A 16512-nucleotide genomic window follows, 5' to 3' on the forward strand; every position below is an offset into this window, starting at 1 on the left:
CTACTCTTCGCCACGCGCGAACCAGTAACCCGCCCCTGCGTACAGGAGTCCCGTGCGAGCAACCTCACAGCCGGCGATCGTCCGCAGTCACACGCATTTTCCGACCATTCGGACGTTTAGCCCGTGGACGCCTTGTGTCGCCCGCCACAGGATGTGCAAATATGGGCACATGTCGAATCGTTTCCTGCTTCGTGATGCCCTGGCCGAATTCCCGCCCTATGTGCCGGGCAAACCCCCGACCACCACGCCGGGTCTGAAACCGTACAAACTGTCTTCGAACGAAAACCACCTGGCACCGCTGCCGGGCGTCCTCAAGTCGATCACCGACCCCGGGCAGGTGCCCGCGAACTATCCCGATCCGAAGTCGACGAAGCTGGTCGCCGATATTGCGGCCCACCTCGACGTCGATGCCTCCGAGGTCGTGCCCGGTGCCGGCGCTTCGGAGATCCTCTCCGCGCTGACGAACATCACCCTCGAAGCAGGCACCTCGGTGGTCTACCCCTGGCCCTCCTTCGAGATGTACCCGATCCTCGCCTCGGCGCGCGGTGCCGAGAAGCGCCCCGTGCCGCTGCTCGAAGACGGCCGGCACGACTTCCAGGGCCTGGTTGCCGCCATCGACGACACGACCCGCCTCATCCTGCTCTGCTCGCCCAACAATCCGACCGGCCTGTCGATCTCGACGGCTGAGCTCGACGGCTTCATGGCCGAGGTCCCTGCCGAGGTCATCGTCGTCCTCGACGAGGCGTACTTCGAGTTCGCCACCGACGCCGAGGTGGTCGATGGGATGGCCGCCTACCGGAAGTTCCCGAATCTGGTGTTGGCGCGCACCTTCTCCAAGGCCCATGGCCTGGCTGGCCTGCGGGTGGGCTTCGGCGTCGCCGATCCGACGATCGCGACCGCACTGCGCCAGGTCATCGCACCCTTCAGCGTCACCTCGACGGCTCAGGTCGCGGCCGTAGAATCACTGTCGCGCAACGACGAGGTCCTCGTCCGGGCCAAGGACGTCGCGGCCACTCGTGACCAGTTCGCACAGGATCTGCGGAATGCGGGACTCACCGTCACCGACTCGCAGGGCAACTATGTGTGGGTCAGCCTGCCCGACGATGACGCACAAGACTTCGAAGCTGCCTGCGCAGCCCAGGCCGTGGCCGTGCGGAAGCTCAGCGGCGGGGTGCGCATCAGCATCGGACCCGATGAAGCTCTCGACCGGGTGCGCGAAGTGGCCACGAAGTTCGCAGCCTCGCGGACCGCATGAGTGTGACAGCCGAGATTCCGACCCAGGACCTGGAGGCTCGGCTGAGCCCCGGCGCGCTGGTCACCGACAGGGACGTCATCGACAGCTACGCCTCCGACAAGGCCCTGTTCTGCCCGGCGGGCCAGGCCCTGGCCCTGGTGCGGGCACGCACGGTCGATGACGTCGTGGCAGTGATGTCCTTCGCCACGCAGCACCACATCCCCGTCGTCACCCAGGGCGCACGGACCGGCCTGTCCGGTGCCGCGAACGCCGTCGACGGCGGCCTCCTGCTCAATGTCGCAGCGATGGATCAGGTCCTCGAGATCGACGAGGTGAATCAGACCTGCCGCGTCCAGCCCGGCGTCATCAACCAAGACCTGAAGACGGCGCTGGCCGAACACGGACTGGCCTACCCGCCCGATCCAGGGTCGGTGGCGATCTCGACGATCGGCGGCAATGTCGCCACGAATGCCGGTGGCATGTGCTGCGTGAAGTACGGCGTGACCAAGGACTATGTGCGGGCCATGACCGTGGTGCTCGCCGACGGAACCGTGACGAAGCTGGGCCGTCCGACTGCCAAGGGTGTCGCCGGTCTCGACCTGGCGGCCCTGTTCGTCGGGTCCGAAGGCACCTTGGGCACCATCGTCGAGGTGACTCTGGCCCTGAAACCGGCACTGACGCAGCCGATCACCGCAGTGGGAATCTTCCCCGACACCGCATCGGCCGGACGCACCGTCACCGAGTACATGGGGTCGGGGGCGAATCCGTCGATGCTGGAGTTCATCGACGGTCCCAGCGTGGCGATGATCAATGCCTACGGCGACTTCGGTCTGCCGGACGATGTCGGTGCACTGCTGCTCGTGCAGTCCGATGCCAAGGGCGCCGGGGCGATGGAGGAGCTCGAAGCCTTCCGCCGGGTCGCGGAGTCCAACGGCGGCTCCGAGGTCTTCGTCTCCGACGATCCTGCCGATTCGCAGATGCTCGTCGCAGCCCGCCGAGCGGTGGCCCCGGCGATGGAGAAGTACGCCCACACTCGTGGTGGGGGAGAGCTCGTCGATGATGTGTGCGTGCCGCGCTCCGCTCTCGGGGAGTTCTTCGAACGCCTGGCGCTCATCGATGCCCGCTTCGACGTCGAGGTCGCCACGGCCGGTCACGCCGGTGACGGAAACATGCATCCTTCGGTGGTCTTCGACGCCGGGGACGAGGCTCAGGTCAGCCAAGCGCAGGAGGCGTTCGCTGCGATCATGCAGCTGGGCCTCGATCTGGGTGGGACGATCACGGGGGAACACGGTGTCGGATTCCTCAAGCGCGAGTGGCTCGGACGCGAACTCGATGCCGGAGCCAGGCTGATGCACACCCAGATCAAGAACGCCCTTGACCCGTTGGGGATCCTCAATCCGGGGAAGATGTTCGGCTGAGTGCCTGCACCGACGCGGCCAAGCCGGCGATGTCGGCCGGTGTCGTCCGGCAGCAGCCGCCGATGATGCGAACACCGGCCGACACCCACGGTGCCAGGGTCGACGGGCTCGTGTCGAAGGCAGAGTCCTCGCGCCATTCCATCGTGGCCGCATCGTAGGTCTCACCCGAATTCGGGTAAGCGATGAGCGGGAGGTCCGTGGCGCTCGCCAAGGCCGCCAGCGCGGGGGCCACGAGTGACGGCCGGACGCAGTTGACGCCGACGGCGCGGATCATTCTCGAGTCAGCAACCGCCTCGGCGAGGTCGCTCAAGGGTGTCCGGTCGGCCATGTGAGAACCATCGGCGAGGTCCCCCTGGTCAGCCAGGGTCACGCTCAGCCACGCGGGAATCCCGTACTCATCGGCCAGGCCTGCGAGCACTGTGATCTCCGGCAACGAAGGCTGTGTCTCGATGGCCAGCAGGTCGGCACCGGCGTTGACCAGAGCCTCGATTCGGGGACGGTGGAAGGCGGCGAACTCCTCGTCGCTGAGGTGATAGTCGCCGGTGTACTCGGCGCCGTTGCCCAATGCCGCGCCGTAGGGTCCGACGGACCCGGCGACGAGGGCATCACCGGCCCCAGCCGCGATCTCGACGCTACGTGCGATGAGACGCAGACCCTCCTCGGCGGGGATCGATGCCCGCTCGAACCCCAAGGGGGTCGCCTGGTAGCTGGCGGTCGTGACGATCTGGGCACCGGCGCGGATGAAGTCGGCGTGCACCTCGGCGAGGGTGTCGGGGGAGTCCCGGAGCAGAGCCGCCGACCACAGCTCGTGGCTCAGATCGATGCCGCGGGACTCGAGCGCGGTACCCAGGCCGCCGTCGATGACGAGAGGGTCGCCCGAGCGCACAGCAGCCTGGAGCAGGTGGATGAAGGTCTGACTCATGCTCCCAGTTAAACTGGTCGCGTGACCCGAATCGAATCCTCCGCAGAATCTGAGACAGCGCCCATCAACGACCGCTCCCGGTTCGGGTTCGAGGTCGGCACCCGCCTCGACCAGGGGGGTCGCACCGGCGTCATCCACACCCCGCACGGGGACATCGCAACGCCCGCGTTCATCCCGGTCGGCACGAAGGCCACGGTCAAGGCCGTACGCCCCGACGAGGTGGCCGAACTCGGCGGCCAGGCGGTGCTCGCCAACGCCTACCACCTCTACCTGCAGCCCGGCTCTGACCTCATCGACGAGGCCGGAGGACTGGGCAAGTTCATGAACTGGCCCGGCCCAACGTTTACGGACTCCGGCGGATTCCAGGTGATGAGCTTGGGCTCGGGGTTCAAAAAGGTCATCTCGATGGAGTCGACCGGCGAACAGAACGATGATCTCGTTGCCGTCGGCAAGGAACGCATGTCGAACGTCGACGACGACGGGGTGACCTTCAAGTCCCACCTGGACGGGACCATGCATCGTTTCACCCCCGAGGTCTCCATGCGGGTCCAGCACGAACTCGGCGCGGACATCATGTTCGCCTTCGACGAGCTGACGACCCTGGTCAACACGCGCGGCTACCAGGTCGAGTCGCTCGAACGCACCCGGCAGTGGGCTCTGCGCTGCATCGAGGAGCACCAGCGCCAGACCGCCGCCCGCACCCACCGGCCCTACCAGGCACTCTTCGGCGTGCTCCATGGTGCACAGTACGAGGACCTGCGGCGCAAGGCAGCACGCGATCTGGGTGGGATGGACTTCGACGGCTTCGGCATTGGCGGCGCCCTGGAGAAGGAGAACCTCGGCACCATCATCCGCTGGGTGTGCGAGGAGCTGCCGGAGAACAAGCCCCGCCACCTGCTGGGCATCTCGGAACCCGATGACCTGTTCGAGGCGATCAAGACCGGCGCGGACACCTTCGACTGCGTCTCGCCCTCACGAGTGGCCCGCAACGCCGCGATCTACACCCGCGACGGCCGCTACAACCTGACCGGGGCGAAGTACCGCAGGGACTTCGGGCCGCTGGATCCCGACTGTGCCTGCTACACGTGCCAGAACTACTCGCGGGCCTACCTGCGGCACCTGTACAAGGCCAAGGAGATGCTCTTCTCCACCCTGTGCACCGTCCACAACGAGTACTTCGTCGTCAACCTCGTCGCCGAGATCCGACAGTCGATGATCGACGGTCGCTTCGCCGAACTCGAAGCCGAGGTGCTGGGCCGCTACTACGCCAAGAAGGCCTGAGCGCGGCTAGGCGGTCGTGCTGCCGTCGGGCAGCTCGTAGCTGGGTTCGTGCTTCTTCACGAGCTTGATCACCCGATAGGTCACGGGCATGAGGATGACTTCGACGGCGACCTTGTAGACGAAGCCGAAGACGATGTAGTTGATGAAATCGAGTCCGGGGATGACCCCGGCGAAGGCGATGACGCAGAACAGCAGAGTGTCGACGAACTCTCCGACCCCGGTAGAGGTGAGCAGGCGGACCCACAGCTTCTGTTCGCCCATGCGCTTCTTCACAGCCACGAGCACATACGAGTTCAGCAGCTGGCCGAAGAAGTAGCCGACTAAGGACGCGGCGACGATGCGCGGGTAGAAGCCGAGGACGGCGGCGAAGGCGTCCTGGTTCTCATAGCCGGGTCCCGGGGGTGAGATGAGGACGAGCCAGAACACGAGAGTCGCCAGGATCTGGAGTCCGAAACCGGTGATGACGGCCTTGCGGGCGGCTTTGAAACCGTAGACCTCGCTGATCACATCGCCGAGGATGTAGGCGATGGGAAACAGGAATGCACCGCCGTCGGTGACGATGGGTCCGAAGCCGATGACCTTCGTCGCGGAGATGTTGGAGATGATGAGCACCGCAGAGAACACGGCCAGAATCACCGCATAGTAGCGTCCTCGGGAGGAGGCGAAGGCCGCCAATCTGCCCGCAGCGCTCAGCGCCTCCGGGCCTCCAGTGCTCGGCTCGTCCGAGCCCTCAGGCTTCGGCACCTTCTTCGACAACAGTGATTTCCTTCCCTCCGGTGATCGCCAGCAGCTGCTCATACGTCAGCGGCATCATCGAGTTCGGTGTGCCGGCCGCAGCCCAGAGAACAGGATAGTCCTTCAGCGCCACGTCGACATACGTGGGGATCGGCTGCGGATGCCCGCATGGGGCGACCCCGCCGATGACCTGCCCCGTCGCGGTGCGCACCAGATCCTTATCGGCCCGATCGAGGGAGCTCAGCCCGATGAGTCCGGCCACGAAGTCCGTGTCCACGCGGTGGCGACCGGAGGTCATGATGAGCACCGGTTCGCCCTCAGCGGAGAAGATCAGGCTGTTCGCAATCGCTCCGACCTCCACGCCGACCTTCTCCGCCGCCGAGGCTGCGGTAGGGGTGGCATCGGTGAAGAGTCTGATCTGTGGTTCGATTCCATTGGCTTCGAGGACCTGGGAGACCGCCGCATGGTTGCGGTGCCCCTTCGGCTCGGCGGCACCGACCTCGGTGGGCTCTTCGGCCGGTTCCTCGGCGGGCGCCGATTCTTCCACCGGCTCGGCCAGTCCGCGCCTGCGCAGCAGGGGTGCGACATCGGGGCGGGTGCCGAAGAAGCGTTCGATCGCACTCATCGGGTCGATCGAGTAGCCGGGGGCCAGGATGGCCTCACGGAAGGCATCGCCGGCTTCCCGGTTGAGTCCGCCCTGGGCCTCGAACCATTCGCTGACCCAGGCTGCGATGACCTCCGAGTAGAGGTAGGAGTAGTAACCGGCGGCATAGCCGGAGGCGAAGATGTGGCCGAAGTACGTGGTGCGGTAGCGGGGCGGAACCAGGTCGGTGAACCCGGCTGCGGCGAGTACCTCGGATTCGAAGGACAGGACGTCGGTGATGTGCTCACCGGCCTCCAGCGAATGCCAGGAGAGGTCGAGCATGGCCGCGGCCAGATACTCGGTCGTGTCGAAGCCTTGGCCGAACTTCTCACTGTCGATGAGAGCGGTGACCAGGGATTCGGGCATCGGCTCGCCCGTCTCCACGTGCTTGGCGTAGTGGGGGAGGACCTGCGGGTGGAAGCGCCACATCTCATTGAGCTGGGACGGGAATTCCACGTAGTCGCGAGGCACAGCTGTCCCGGCTGTCGACGGGTAGGTCGAGTTCGCGAACAGGCCGTGAAGGACGTGGCCGAATTCGTGGAAGAGGGTGTTGAGCTCGGTGGGGTTGAGCAGCGTCGGTCGACCTTCGCCCGGCTTGGCCAGATTGAGCGAGAGTGTGACCACGGGCAGGTGCCCGGTCAGCCGTGAACTTGTCACCAGCTCACCCATCCATGCGCCGCCGCGCTTCGTGTCCCGGGAGTAGGGGTCGAGGAGGATGAGTCCCAGGGTGCGTTCATTGGCGTCGGTGACCTCGAAGGTCCGCACATCCTCGTGCCAGGCGGAGACAGTCTCGCGTGGGGCGAAGGTGACTCCGTAGAGACCCGTGGCCGCGCGGAAGACGCCTTCATTGAGGACGGTGTCGAACTCGAAGTACTTGGCGACCTCATCGGCGTCGATGTCGAATTTCTCGGCCCGGTACTGCGCCAGACGATGCTTGACGTCCTCGGGTGCGACATCAGTGAGGCCGTAATGGTCCTTGACCTGTGCCAGCTCCTCGGCCAACTGTGCATTGGCCGGCGCGATGAGCGAGGACACGATGTCTGCGGCCGCATCCGGGCCACCGGCGGTCTGATTGTCGATGGCAAACGACGAATAGGACGGGTATCCCAGCAGCTTCGCCTGCAGTGCTCGCAGCGCCGTGGTGTCGGCGACCTGAGTCCGGGTGTCGCCCTCACCGCCGCGGGCACCGCGGGAGGTCGAATTGTCCAAGACTTGTTTGCGGGTCGCAGCCGATTCCAGGGATTCGAGGACAAGCTGCTGGGTGAAGTTGTTCAGCGGCAGCAGGTACCCGTCGGTGCCTCGCTCGGCGGCCCGATTGGCCGCGGCCGCGACCTGGTCCTCGCTGAGTCCGGCCAGCTGCGCCTTATCGTCGAGATGGACGGCAAGCTCCCTGGTGTCCTTCTGCAGGGCACGGGAGAAGGAGGTTCCTAGGGTCGTGAGCTCGGCCGCGATGGTGGACATCTGGTCGCGCTCTTCCGCACCGAGGCGGGCTCCGGCACGCACGAACTCCTCGACGGTGAGCTCCTGCTGACGCTTGTCCTCGGGGTTGAGATCGGTCGATGGTACCTGTTCGATGCGGTGGAAGAGATCGACGTCGAGGAAGATGCGGGTCCGGGCAGCGGACAGACGATCCCACACCTCGGCGACGGAATCTGCCAGTTCGGGACGGAAGTGATTGGACTCCACGGAGGACACGACCGCGGCGATCCGGGCCATGGGGATGGTCGCGGACTCGAAGCGGACGGTGGTCGACACGAACGTGGGGTCGTTCTCATCAGCGATGATGTCCTCAACCTCTGAGCGTGCGAAGTCCGTGGCTGCTCGAACGGCGGCGATCAGCGATGCGGGAGTGACGGCGGAGAAGTCGGGCAGTGAGAATTCGCCCTGTGGGTCGAGGAAGGCCTCCCAGACATCGATGCTGTTCGGTTCGGAGCTCATCGTCGACGTACCACTTTCTACACGGTTGGAGGTTTGTGCCAGGTCTCGACCTCGATCCTAACGCGTGCGCGCTCTGAAGTGCATGGTCGCTGGTTACACTGGGGATCATGGGCAAAGGGCAGGGGAAGACCCTCACTCTCAACAGCGCATTCCGGGTGGGCTTCACCGGAACACTGGGAGTGGGACTCGCAATCGGGCTGATCGCGGCCCTGCAGTCCGTGGCGACAGTCTTCATCTACATCGGTCTGGCTCTGTTCCTCGCACTCGGTCTCGAACCGATCGTGCTGTGGCTGGTGGAGCGCAAGCTGCCCAGGTCTCTGGCCGTCGTCCTCGTGGTCCTGGCCTTCATCGGCATCGTCGCCGGAGCCGTGCTGCTCATCGCCCCTGCCGTCATCAGCCAGATCCAGCAGTTCATCGGCGATCTCCCGGAGATCGTCGCGGACCTGGCGGCCACGGGCTGGGTGGCGGACCTCGAACAGAGATTCACCGGAGCCGTCGACCTCGACAGAATCTTCAACAACATCGGCGATTGGGTCGCCGACCCGAAGAACGTGGTCTCGCTCGGCGGCGGCGTGGTGTCCATCGGGGCCGGAATCCTCAGTTTCCTCGCCGGCGTCGTCATCGTCGTCATCCTCACCATCTACTTCGCGGTGACGATGCCGACGATCAAGGCGGCCATGCTCTCGCTCGTCGCGGCGAGCTCGCGAGAGACCGTCGAATCCGTCACCGAGGAGGTCACCCGTTCCATCGGACGCTACGTTCTCGGGCAGGTGTCCTTGGGCATCGTCAACGGCGTGTGCTCGGCGATCTTCCTCACCATCATCGGGGCCCCGCTGCCGGCGCTGCTGGCATTCATCGCCTTCCTCGCCTCGCTCATTCCGCTGGTGGGCCCGATCACCGGTTCCATCATCATCACCGGCTCATGCCTCATGGTCTCTCCGGGGCTGGGGATCGCCGTCGGCATCTACTACCTCGTGTACATGCAGGTGGAGGCGTACCTGCTCAGCCCCCGCATCATGAAGACCGCTGTGGATGTGCCCGGTGCGCTCGTCATCATCGCCGCCATCGCCGGCGGCACCCTGGGTGGGGTGCTCGGCGCCGTGGTCGCGGTGCCCGTGGCCGCCTCGGGAATGATCATCATCCGCAAGGTCGTCGTGCCCGCCCAGGATAAGAAGTAGCGGCTACTCTCTTCTGTCTGGATCTTCAGGTTCGCTGCCCCGGTTTCCGAAGATGAGTCCGATGAGGAACCGGACGATGAAGTACGTACCGAAATAGGAGACGGCGGCTGTGAGCAGAGTGATCAGCAGGTTGCTCTCACCGCCGCTGGTCAACGCGAGGGTCGCGAAGATCGTCACGGTGATCGCCGCGAGATAGGGAATCAGGCGGAGAACCGGGCTATCGATGTCACTCATGGATGTCAGAGTACCAAGCCGTCGAATGTCGCCGAGGTGGCGGTGCCCGAAGCGAGCGGTCGTTAGTATGGTTCGGATGACACAGACACAGTGGAGTGCCGTGCGAGATGACCAAGTTCCCGATGACGTGGATCGCCTGCTGCTGAGCGTTCCCGAATGGTTCGGCAGACCGGAATCCAACGCAGAATATGTCGATGATGCACGCACCATGGAGACATGGACGGTGCGCAGTGACGACGGCGCGGTCGTCGGAGTCACCCTCGTCTCCTGGCATTTCGACCACTCTGCTGAAATCCATTTCACGGTCGTCGACAGGTCGGCGCATGGAACCGGAGTCGGCACTGCGATGATGCGAGCGGTCGCGGCTGATGTGCGGACGAGGGGCGCCACGCTGCTGCACGTCAAGACATTAGGAGCCTCGAGCCCGGATCCCAACTACGACCGCACCCGTCACTTCTATGAGAAGATGGGGTTCCTCCCGCTGGAGGAGACCGACCTGTGGGACGCCGCGACGCCCTGCCTGATCATGGTCATGCCGCTGCTATGACGCTGCCACCCTGGCCCGCGGATTCTCCGACTAGTGGGGAAGTTCGGCTCCGAGCAGTGGAAGCACGCGACAGTGCAATGGCCCGGCAGCTGTCGACCGATCCTTACGTTCCGCAGACCGGCTCCCTTCCGGGCAATGCCTCCGCGTCGGAGGCCGGCGCCTGGATTGCCCGCCAACAAGGACGTCATGCCGAAGGGGCTGGCTTCTCGTTCACGATTGCACGGCGTTCCGATGATGACGGGGTCGGTCACTGTGGTCTGTGGCTGAAGGACCTCGACGAAGGCCGAGCGAGTGCAGGATACGCGATTTCGCCAGCTGAACGTGGTCGCGGATACGCCGGCAAGGCGCTCGCCGCTTTGACCGAATTTGCTTGGACAGTTCCGGGAGTTCAGCGGGTCGAACTGTTCATCGAACCATGGAATGCCGCGTCAATCCGCACCGCGGAACACGCTGGGTATCTTCGCGAGAGCCTCTTGCCCGGACACAAGATGATCGGTGGGCAGAGGCGGGACATGGGTTTGTATGTTGCCGTTCGACCGGAGGACGGTGGCCCGAGTGAGTGAAGGGTCGCGGGCGGTTTCCGCATCTCCTTTTACGATGCCTGCAAGTCTTTTCCTTCGTCATGGAAACAGCCCAGACGGAAGCCGTGATCGTTGAGCACGAGGGGAATAGAGCGGCGGTGATTGTCAGCGCAGCCGAGTATGACCGACTGCTGGCATCCGCTGAGGAGATCGACGATATCGAGGCTTTCGACGCAGCGCGGGACGAAGCCGGTCCGAACATCTCTTGGGGTCAGGTCAGGCTCGACCTCGCCTGGATGTGACGGTGTCCTATCGGATCGAGAAGTCTGGCGGCACTGTGCGCAGCAGGGCCCATAGACCGACAGGGCCAGGGTCAGCAACAATATCTCGCCCCGAACGCATCCCGTGTGAGAATGGCGAACATCTCCGACATGCGAACAACGACGTTCGCATATTCTGCGATGAGATCGGCACCTGAACCTAGAGCAGCTCGAACCGGATCAAAATCAGGGGCGAAGCCGTCAGCAGCGGCAGCACGCAACAGGGCCAGCCGTCCTTCTGCGCTGGTGTACCCGAGTTCGAACAGCACCCAGTGGAATAGGTGCATCAGCGCGGAGTCGTTGTCGAAGTCTGCGTGGGAGGGCATGGCGGACTCTTCATCTGGTGTGAGCACGAATTCTGGGTGCAGCGACAGCCCGAAATCAGTGAACAGCAGCCTGCTCTCGCGCACAAGGATATTTCCCGGGTGGACATCGAAGTGCTGAAACTGTTGTTTCGCCATCCATGCTGTGGCTTCGGCGATCTGTTTCACTACGTCGGTGAAGTCGGACTCTCCGTTGCCCTCAGCCAAGTTTCTGCGTATGAAAGTACCGAGAGTCTCAGGAACGTATTCGAGAAAGAGCACCATGCTCGACCGGGCGGCTTTCAACTCCCTGAGCTTCGTCTCCACCTGAGGCCACGAGGCTCCCCACTGGTGTTGCGGGCCGACTTCGTGAAATTCGCTGAGGTCGATTTCGGACTGCAGGTTGATGATTCGCCACCCGAGCAGCAGCGGAAAGAAGTCCACCGCTCCACTCTGGACCCAGTCAGAGGTCATTTGGTGAGCTGCCAATTCTCTGCCGACACCGTGGGAGGGGCTGCCGATCCCGTAGTGGGAGACGAAGGGGAGTCCGTTGTGGTTGACGGTCGCGAAGGGGTCGGCCTCTTCTGTCACGGTGATCGGCAGCTGCTTCACAAAGACCTGTGCTCCGTCAACGTGAGCTTTCCGGGTAGTACCTCCGATGCCGACCCCGACCTTCTGAGCCGTGTCCACGAGCGCACGAACCTCAGAATCGTCAAGCCTGTCGATCGCTGCAGAGATTTTTCGGGCGCTGTCCAATCGTGCATTCATCACCACACTCTAGGCGCTGAGCCCTCAACCCGACCTCAACGCGAGTCGACTCAGCAACGCGAAGTCGATCAGGCTATTGTCCGTGTCCTCTCTCCAGCCTATGGTGAGAGGACACGGACACATCCGCTTCGCGCAGTCGACCACGACCATGCACTGCACGCGAAACTATGCGTGCGATGCGAGCGGATGGACTCACACGAAGGAGTGTCATGGCAGTCTACTCAGCACCCGGTACCGAAGGTTCGCTCGTCACGTTCAAGTCGCGCTACGAGAACTACATCGGAGGCGAGTGGGTGCCGCCGAAGAACGGCGACTACTTCGACAACATCACTCCCGTCACCGGACAGGCATTCACAGAGATCCCCAGTTCCACCGCCGACGACATCGAAACCGCCCTCGATGCGGCCTGGGCCGCAGCACCTGCATGGGGGAAGACCTCGGTCACCGAGCGCTCGAACGTCCTCCTCAAGATCGCTGATCGCATGGAGGCCAATCTTGAGATGCTCGCGGTCGCCGAGACCTGGGACAACGGCAAGGGCATCCGCGAACCACTGGCCGCCGACATCCCACTGGCCATCGACCACTTCCGCTATTTCGCCGCAGCGATCCGGGCCCAAGAAGGCGGCCTGTCCCAGATCGACGACGATACCGTGGCCTATCACTTCCACGAACCGCTCGGCGTCGTCGGACAGATCATCCCGTGGAACTTCCCCATCCTCATGGCCACGTGGAAGCTGGCACCGGCGCTCGCCGCAGGCAACTGCGTCGTCCTCAAGCCCGCCGAGCAGACCCCGGCATCGATCCTCATCCTCGCCGAACTCGTCGGCGATCTGCTGCCAGCCGGTGTGCTCAACATCGTCAACGGCTTCGGAGTCGAGGCGGGCAAGCCCCTGGCCTCGAACAAGCGGATCAAGAAGATCGCCTTCACCGGTGAGACGACGACCGGCCGACTCATCATGCAGTACGCCTCGCAGAACATCATCCCGGTGACTCTGGAACTCGGCGGCAAGTCCCCGAACATCTTCTTCGAAGACGTGCTCGCCGCTGATGACAGCTACCGCGACAAGGCACTCGAGGGCTTCGCAATGTTCGCTCTCAATCAGGGCGAGGTCTGCACCTGCCCGTCGCGTGCACTCGTCCAGGAGTCGATCTTCGATGACTTCGTCGCCGCCGGAGTCGAACGTGTCCGCGCGATCAAGCAGGGCAACCCGCTCGACACCGACACCCAGGTCGGCGCGCAAGCCTCGAACGATCAGTACGAGAAGATCATGTCCTACCTGAAGATCGGCAAGGACGAAGGCGCCGAGGTGCTCATCGGCGGTGACAAGGCCGAACTCGAGGGCGACCTCTCAGGAGGCTTCTACGTCCAGCCGACCATCTTCAAGGGCTCGAACAATATGCGGATCTTCCAGGAGGAGATCTTCGGCCCCGTCGTCGCCCTGACCTCGTTCAAGGACTACGACGACGCCATCACCACGGCCAATGACACGCTCTACGGACTCGGCGCCGGCGTCTGGGCCCGGACCGGCAACACCGCCTACCGGGCAGGCCGAGACATCCAGGCCGGTCGCGTCTGGGTCAACAACTACCACGCCTATCCGGCACACGCTGCCTTCGGCGGATACAAGTCATCGGGAATCGGCCGAGAGAACCACCTGATGATGCTCGACCACTACCAGCAGACGAAGAACCTGCTGGTCAGCTACTCGGAGAACGCACAAGGATTTTTCTGATGAGTGAATCTACACAGACCGCGGCGCTGGAATCAGCACCGACCATCGACGGGGAGGAGAAATCGAGAGTGGCCATGACACAGGCCGCCGTCGACCTCCTCGGCGATCTGGTCGCCAAACACGGCCAACTGATGTTCCACCAATCGGGTGGCTGCTGCGACGGGTCCTCGCCGATGTGCTTCCCCGAAGGCGACTTCCTGACCTCGGAGGCCGACGTTCTCCTCGGCCACTTCGAACTGCCCGTCGATGACGCAGAGAAGGCGGGCCTCGACTTCTGGATGTCGGTCGAGCAGTTCGAGTACTGGAAGCACACCCACCTCACGATCGATGTGGTCCCCGGACGAGGCAGCGGCTTCAGCGTCGAGTCACCGACAGGCAACCGCTTCATCATCCGGTCCACCCTCATGGACGTCGGCTGAGATACCGCTAACCCTCGCCGAGGTGGCGCTTCGGTGCCGCACGGACGTGGGCTCTCTCGCCCTGCTTGCCGACGAGGCTGAGGAACTCGACGGGCCCTGCACTGGTGGCGCCGAACCAGTGCGGGGTGCGGGTGTCGAACTCGGCTGCCTCGCCGGGTTCCATGATGAGATCGTGCTCGCCGAGGACGAGGCGAAGGCTGCCGTTGAGGACGAAGACCCAGTCGTAGCCCTCATGGCTGCGCAGCTCTGGCGTGGCCTCATCCGAGCCTGTCGGCAGCACGAATTTATAGGCCTGGATGCCCCCTGCCCGACGCGTCAGCGGCAGGATCGTCCGGCCGTCGCGAGTGGGCAGGGGCCGCAGATTGATGCGCGGATCCCCGGTCGGGGGCGCGTCGACGAGTTCGTCGAGAGTGGCCCCGAACGCTCGCGCCAAGGGCAGGAGCTGTTCGAGACTGGGACGGCGGTGCCCGGCCTCAAGGCGCGAGAGCGTGCTGATCGAGATGCCGGTCTCTTCGGACAGATCGGTGAGAGTGATGTCGCGGCGCTGCCGTAGCTGCTTCAGCCGTGGCCCAACAGCATCGAGAGTGCGGTCCATGAGTTCATCCATGCCCCTTATTTTGCCATTCGGCAAAACTGTTTGCAATACTGCGAATAGGTTGTCACCATCGAAGTATCGGAGCGCCGCAGCGGCGACTCCACATACTTTGAGAGGACCAGGACATGGCAGAGAAGCAGAGCGCGATTCGAGACGTCGTGATCGTCGGAGCCGGTGCGGCCGGACTCAGCGCTGGCCTGACCCTGGCCCGCGCACGCCGGAGGGTGACAGTCATCGATGCCGGCCACCCGCGCAATGCTCCGGCCGACGGGGTCCATGGGCTCCTCGGACTCGAAGGCATCAGCCCCGCAGAGCTGTTGACCCGAGGCCGAGACGAAGTGCAGAGCTACGGCGGCGAGATCATCGACGGCCAGGTCACCGAAATCAGCGGCGAAGTCGACAGGTTCACAATCACCGTGGAAAACGGCGAAGAGATCGTCGGCAGACGGCTGCTCATGGCGACCGGCCTCGTCGACGAACTGCCCGAGATCCCGGGCGTGCGCGAACAGTGGGGTCGTGGCGTCCTTCACTGCCCCTACTGCCACGGATGGGAGGTCCGCGACAGTCGCATCGGCATCCTCGCCACCAGTCCGATGGCCATCCACAAGGCCTTTCTGTTCAAGCAGTGGAGCCCTCATGTGATGCTCTTCTCCGGAGACCAACAGCTGAGCGAGGAAGATCAGGTCAAACTTCGCGCGCTCGACATCCCAGTCATCGACGGGGACATCGACAGCCTGGAGATCACCGATGACACGCTCACGGGTGTGCGTCTGGGTGATGGACAGGTCATTGCCGTGGATGCTGCAGTCGTCGCTACGCCGATGGTTGCCCGCACCGAACTCTTCGCAGGGATCGGGCTCGAGCCCACGGCCCGTCCTGCTGGGGCTTTCATCGAAACCGAAGCCTTCGGGCAGACCGCGGTCCCCGGCGTCTGGGTGGCCGGCAATGCTACCGACATCGGAGCGCAGGTCAGTGGTGCGGCAGCGGCCGGTGCGCTCGCCGCACAGCACATCAACACCGACCTCATCTTCACCGACCTCGATCGCGCAGTGGCGCAGCACGAGACCGAGCAGGCACAGGAGGCAAGCTGATGACACACTCATTCGACAAGACCTACTGGGATCAGACCTGGACCGGTGAACGCGCCCCAGCGATGAGCTCAGGCGATCCGAACCCCCACCTGATCAAGGAGGTCAGCGGACTCGAATCCGGAACCGCACTCGACGCCGGCTGCGGTGCCGGAGCAGAGGCCATCTGGCTGGCAGCTCAGGGCTGGGATGTCACCGGAGCCGACGTTGCGAATGCAGCACTTGACCACGCGAAGGACCGCGCTGCGGTCGCCGGAGTCAGTGACCGGGTGCGCTGGATCCAGGCCGATCTCTCCAGCTGGGCGCCGGAGACGCAGTACGACCTGGTCACCACCCACTACGCGCATCCGGCAATGCCTCAGCTGGACTTCTACGGGCGCATCGCGGATTGGGTGGCACCCGGGGGAACACTCCTCATCGTCGGCCACCTCCACCACGGCCATGGCGACTCTCACGGCGATTCTCACCCGCCGGCAGTAGCCTCAGCGACTGCCGACTCGATCACTGAGCGTCTCGATCGAGTCGTCTGGACCGTCGTCACCGCCGAGGAATCCCAGCGCACCATGGCAGGACCCGGTGGCCGCACAATCACCATCGACGACGTCGTGGTGAGGGCAGTGCGCAGCCGCTGAGCCG

The 16512-nt window shown here is 64.2% G+C and carries 17 protein-coding genes; 11 read left to right on the forward strand and 6 right to left on the reverse strand.

What is annotated here, in order from left to right:
• Positions 1-169 precede the first annotated feature (169 nt).
• Both BANT918_RS05720 and BANT918_RS05725 read left to right on the forward strand, forming a co-directional pair.
• Positions 170-1255, forward strand: coding sequence for a histidinol-phosphate transaminase (locus BANT918_RS05720; protein WP_101619348.1), 1086 nt, complete (start codon positions 170-172; stop codon positions 1253-1255).
• Positions 1252-2652 carry an FAD-binding oxidoreductase gene (locus BANT918_RS05725; RefSeq protein ID WP_101619349.1) on the forward strand — a complete coding sequence of 467 codons (1401 nt, stop codon included), beginning with the start codon at positions 1252-1254 and terminating at the stop codon, positions 2650-2652. The genes BANT918_RS05720 and BANT918_RS05725 overlap by 4 nt, the downstream gene beginning before the upstream one ends.
• Here the strand turns inward: BANT918_RS05725 and mmuM are convergent.
• A complete protein-coding gene (mmuM, locus tag BANT918_RS05730; RefSeq protein WP_101619350.1) occupies positions 2627-3574 on the reverse strand; it encodes a homocysteine S-methyltransferase in 948 nt (315 codons plus the stop codon). The two genes, BANT918_RS05725 and mmuM, sit on opposite strands and share 26 nt — an antisense overlap.
• A 21-nt stretch (positions 3575-3595) precedes the next feature.
• Here mmuM and tgt point away from each other — a divergent pair, with 21 nt between their 5' ends.
• Positions 3596-4855, forward strand: a complete 1260-nt coding sequence (gene tgt, locus BANT918_RS05735; protein WP_208618038.1) for a tRNA guanosine(34) transglycosylase Tgt — start codon at positions 3596-3598, stop codon at positions 4853-4855.
• A gap of 6 nt (positions 4856-4861) precedes the next feature.
• On the opposite strand, the gene BANT918_RS05740 is transcribed toward tgt, so the two are convergent.
• Together BANT918_RS05740 and BANT918_RS05745 are read right to left on the reverse strand one after the other, a co-directional pair.
• Positions 4862-5611: a queuosine precursor transporter gene (locus BANT918_RS05740; protein WP_009883226.1), complete on the reverse strand. Its 750-nt coding sequence runs from the start codon at positions 5609-5611 to the stop codon at positions 4862-4864.
• The gene (locus tag BANT918_RS05745) at positions 5586-8171 is read right to left on the reverse strand and encodes a M3 family metallopeptidase (RefSeq protein ID WP_101619351.1); all 2586 of its coding nucleotides are present in this window, start codon (positions 8169-8171) and stop codon (positions 5586-5588) included. The genes BANT918_RS05740 and BANT918_RS05745 overlap by 26 nt, the downstream gene beginning before the upstream one ends.
• Positions 8172-8278: 107 nt before the next feature.
• Here BANT918_RS05745 and BANT918_RS05750 point away from each other — a divergent pair, with 107 nt between their 5' ends.
• Positions 8279-9349, forward strand: a complete 1071-nt coding sequence (locus BANT918_RS05750; protein ID WP_101619352.1) for an AI-2E family transporter — start codon at positions 8279-8281, stop codon at positions 9347-9349.
• A gap of 3 nt (positions 9350-9352) precedes the next feature.
• Here the strand turns inward: BANT918_RS05750 and BANT918_RS05755 are convergent, their stop codons facing one another.
• Positions 9353-9583 carry a hypothetical protein gene (locus BANT918_RS05755; protein WP_101619353.1) on the reverse strand — a complete coding sequence of 77 codons (231 nt, stop codon included), beginning with the start codon at positions 9581-9583 and terminating at the stop codon, positions 9353-9355.
• A gap of 76 nt (positions 9584-9659) precedes the next feature.
• Between BANT918_RS05755 and BANT918_RS05760 the strand changes: the two genes are divergently transcribed.
• The 3 genes from BANT918_RS05760 to BANT918_RS05770 are packed head-to-tail and all read left to right on the forward strand — an operon-like array spanning position 9660 to position 10953.
• The gene (locus tag BANT918_RS05760) at positions 9660-10130 is read left to right on the forward strand and encodes a GNAT family N-acetyltransferase (RefSeq protein ID WP_101619354.1); all 471 of its coding nucleotides are present in this window, start codon (positions 9660-9662) and stop codon (positions 10128-10130) included.
• Positions 10127-10693, forward strand: coding sequence for a GNAT family N-acetyltransferase (locus tag BANT918_RS05765; RefSeq protein WP_101619355.1), 567 nt, complete (start codon positions 10127-10129; stop codon positions 10691-10693). Before BANT918_RS05760 ends, BANT918_RS05765 begins: the two co-directional genes overlap by 4 nt.
• A 59-nt stretch (positions 10694-10752) precedes the next feature.
• Positions 10753-10953, forward strand: a complete 201-nt coding sequence (locus tag BANT918_RS05770) for a type II toxin-antitoxin system Phd/YefM family antitoxin (RefSeq protein WP_101619548.1) — start codon at positions 10753-10755, stop codon at positions 10951-10953.
• Between the two features lie 71 nt (positions 10954-11024).
• Here the strand turns inward: BANT918_RS05770 and BANT918_RS05775 are convergent, their stop codons facing one another.
• Positions 11025-12041, reverse strand: a complete 1017-nt coding sequence (locus BANT918_RS05775; RefSeq protein WP_101619356.1) for a protein kinase — start codon at positions 12039-12041, stop codon at positions 11025-11027.
• A 209-nt stretch (positions 12042-12250) separates the two neighbouring features.
• Here BANT918_RS05775 and BANT918_RS05780 point away from each other — a divergent pair, with 209 nt between their 5' ends.
• Together BANT918_RS05780 and BANT918_RS05785 are read left to right on the forward strand one after the other, a co-directional pair.
• Positions 12251-13774, forward strand: a complete 1524-nt coding sequence (locus tag BANT918_RS05780) for an aldehyde dehydrogenase family protein (RefSeq protein ID WP_101619357.1) — start codon at positions 12251-12253, stop codon at positions 13772-13774.
• Positions 13774-14193 carry a DUF779 domain-containing protein gene (locus BANT918_RS05785; RefSeq protein WP_009883215.1) on the forward strand — a complete coding sequence of 140 codons (420 nt, stop codon included), beginning with the start codon at positions 13774-13776 and terminating at the stop codon, positions 14191-14193. The genes BANT918_RS05780 and BANT918_RS05785 overlap by 1 nt, the downstream gene beginning before the upstream one ends.
• A 7-nt stretch (positions 14194-14200) precedes the next feature.
• Here the strand turns inward: BANT918_RS05785 and BANT918_RS05790 are convergent, their stop codons facing one another.
• Positions 14201-14800, reverse strand: a complete 600-nt coding sequence (locus tag BANT918_RS05790; protein WP_096146582.1) for a helix-turn-helix domain-containing protein — start codon at positions 14798-14800, stop codon at positions 14201-14203.
• 113 nt (positions 14801-14913) lie between these two features.
• Between BANT918_RS05790 and BANT918_RS05795 the strand changes: the two genes are divergently transcribed.
• Complete coding sequence (locus BANT918_RS05795) at positions 14914-15879, forward strand: NAD(P)/FAD-dependent oxidoreductase (RefSeq protein WP_101619358.1); 966 nt, start codon at positions 14914-14916, stop codon at positions 15877-15879.
• Complete coding sequence (locus tag BANT918_RS05800) at positions 15879-16508, forward strand: SAM-dependent methyltransferase (protein ID WP_009883212.1); 630 nt, start codon at positions 15879-15881, stop codon at positions 16506-16508. Before BANT918_RS05795 ends, BANT918_RS05800 begins: the two co-directional genes overlap by 1 nt.
• Positions 16509-16512 lie beyond the last annotated feature (4 nt).

The sequence above is a fragment of the Brevibacterium antiquum CNRZ 918 genome (assembly GCF_900169145.1).
GTDB lineage: Bacteria > Actinomycetota > Actinomycetes > Actinomycetales > Brevibacteriaceae > Brevibacterium > Brevibacterium koreense.

Bases quoted from the DNA above. Each gene is read 5' to 3' on its own strand.
- BANT918_RS05725 (WP_101619349.1), top strand. From the start codon at position 1,252: ATGAGTGTGACAGCCGAGATTCCGACCCAGGACCTGGAGGCTCGGCTG.
- BANT918_RS05800 (WP_009883212.1), top strand. From the start codon at position 15,879: ATGACACACTCATTCGACAAGACCTACTGGGATCAGACCTGGACCGGT.
- BANT918_RS05775 (WP_101619356.1), bottom strand. From the start codon at position 12,041: ATGAATGCACGATTGGACAGCGCCCGAAAAATCTCTGCAGCGATCGAC.
- BANT918_RS05780 (WP_101619357.1), top strand. From the start codon at position 12,251: ATGGCAGTCTACTCAGCACCCGGTACCGAAGGTTCGCTCGTCACGTTC.
- BANT918_RS05755 (WP_101619353.1), bottom strand. From the start codon at position 9,583: ATGAGTGACATCGATAGCCCGGTTCTCCGCCTGATTCCCTATCTCGCG.
- BANT918_RS05785 (WP_009883215.1), top strand. From the start codon at position 13,774: ATGAGTGAATCTACACAGACCGCGGCGCTGGAATCAGCACCGACCATC.
- BANT918_RS05745 (WP_101619351.1), bottom strand. From the start codon at position 8,171: ATGAGCTCCGAACCGAACAGCATCGATGTCTGGGAGGCCTTCCTCGAC.
- BANT918_RS05770 (WP_101619548.1), top strand. From the start codon at position 10,753: ATGGAAACAGCCCAGACGGAAGCCGTGATCGTTGAGCACGAGGGGAAT.
- BANT918_RS05760 (WP_101619354.1), top strand. From the start codon at position 9,660: ATGACACAGACACAGTGGAGTGCCGTGCGAGATGACCAAGTTCCCGAT.
- BANT918_RS05765 (WP_101619355.1), top strand. From the start codon at position 10,127: ATGACGCTGCCACCCTGGCCCGCGGATTCTCCGACTAGTGGGGAAGTT.
- BANT918_RS05795 (WP_101619358.1), top strand. From the start codon at position 14,914: ATGGCAGAGAAGCAGAGCGCGATTCGAGACGTCGTGATCGTCGGAGCC.
- BANT918_RS05790 (WP_096146582.1), bottom strand. From the start codon at position 14,800: ATGGATGAACTCATGGACCGCACTCTCGATGCTGTTGGGCCACGGCTG.
- mmuM (WP_101619350.1), bottom strand. From the start codon at position 3,574: ATGAGTCAGACCTTCATCCACCTGCTCCAGGCTGCTGTGCGCTCGGGC.
- BANT918_RS05720 (WP_101619348.1), top strand. From the start codon at position 170: ATGTCGAATCGTTTCCTGCTTCGTGATGCCCTGGCCGAATTCCCGCCC.
- BANT918_RS05750 (WP_101619352.1), top strand. From the start codon at position 8,279: ATGGGCAAAGGGCAGGGGAAGACCCTCACTCTCAACAGCGCATTCCGG.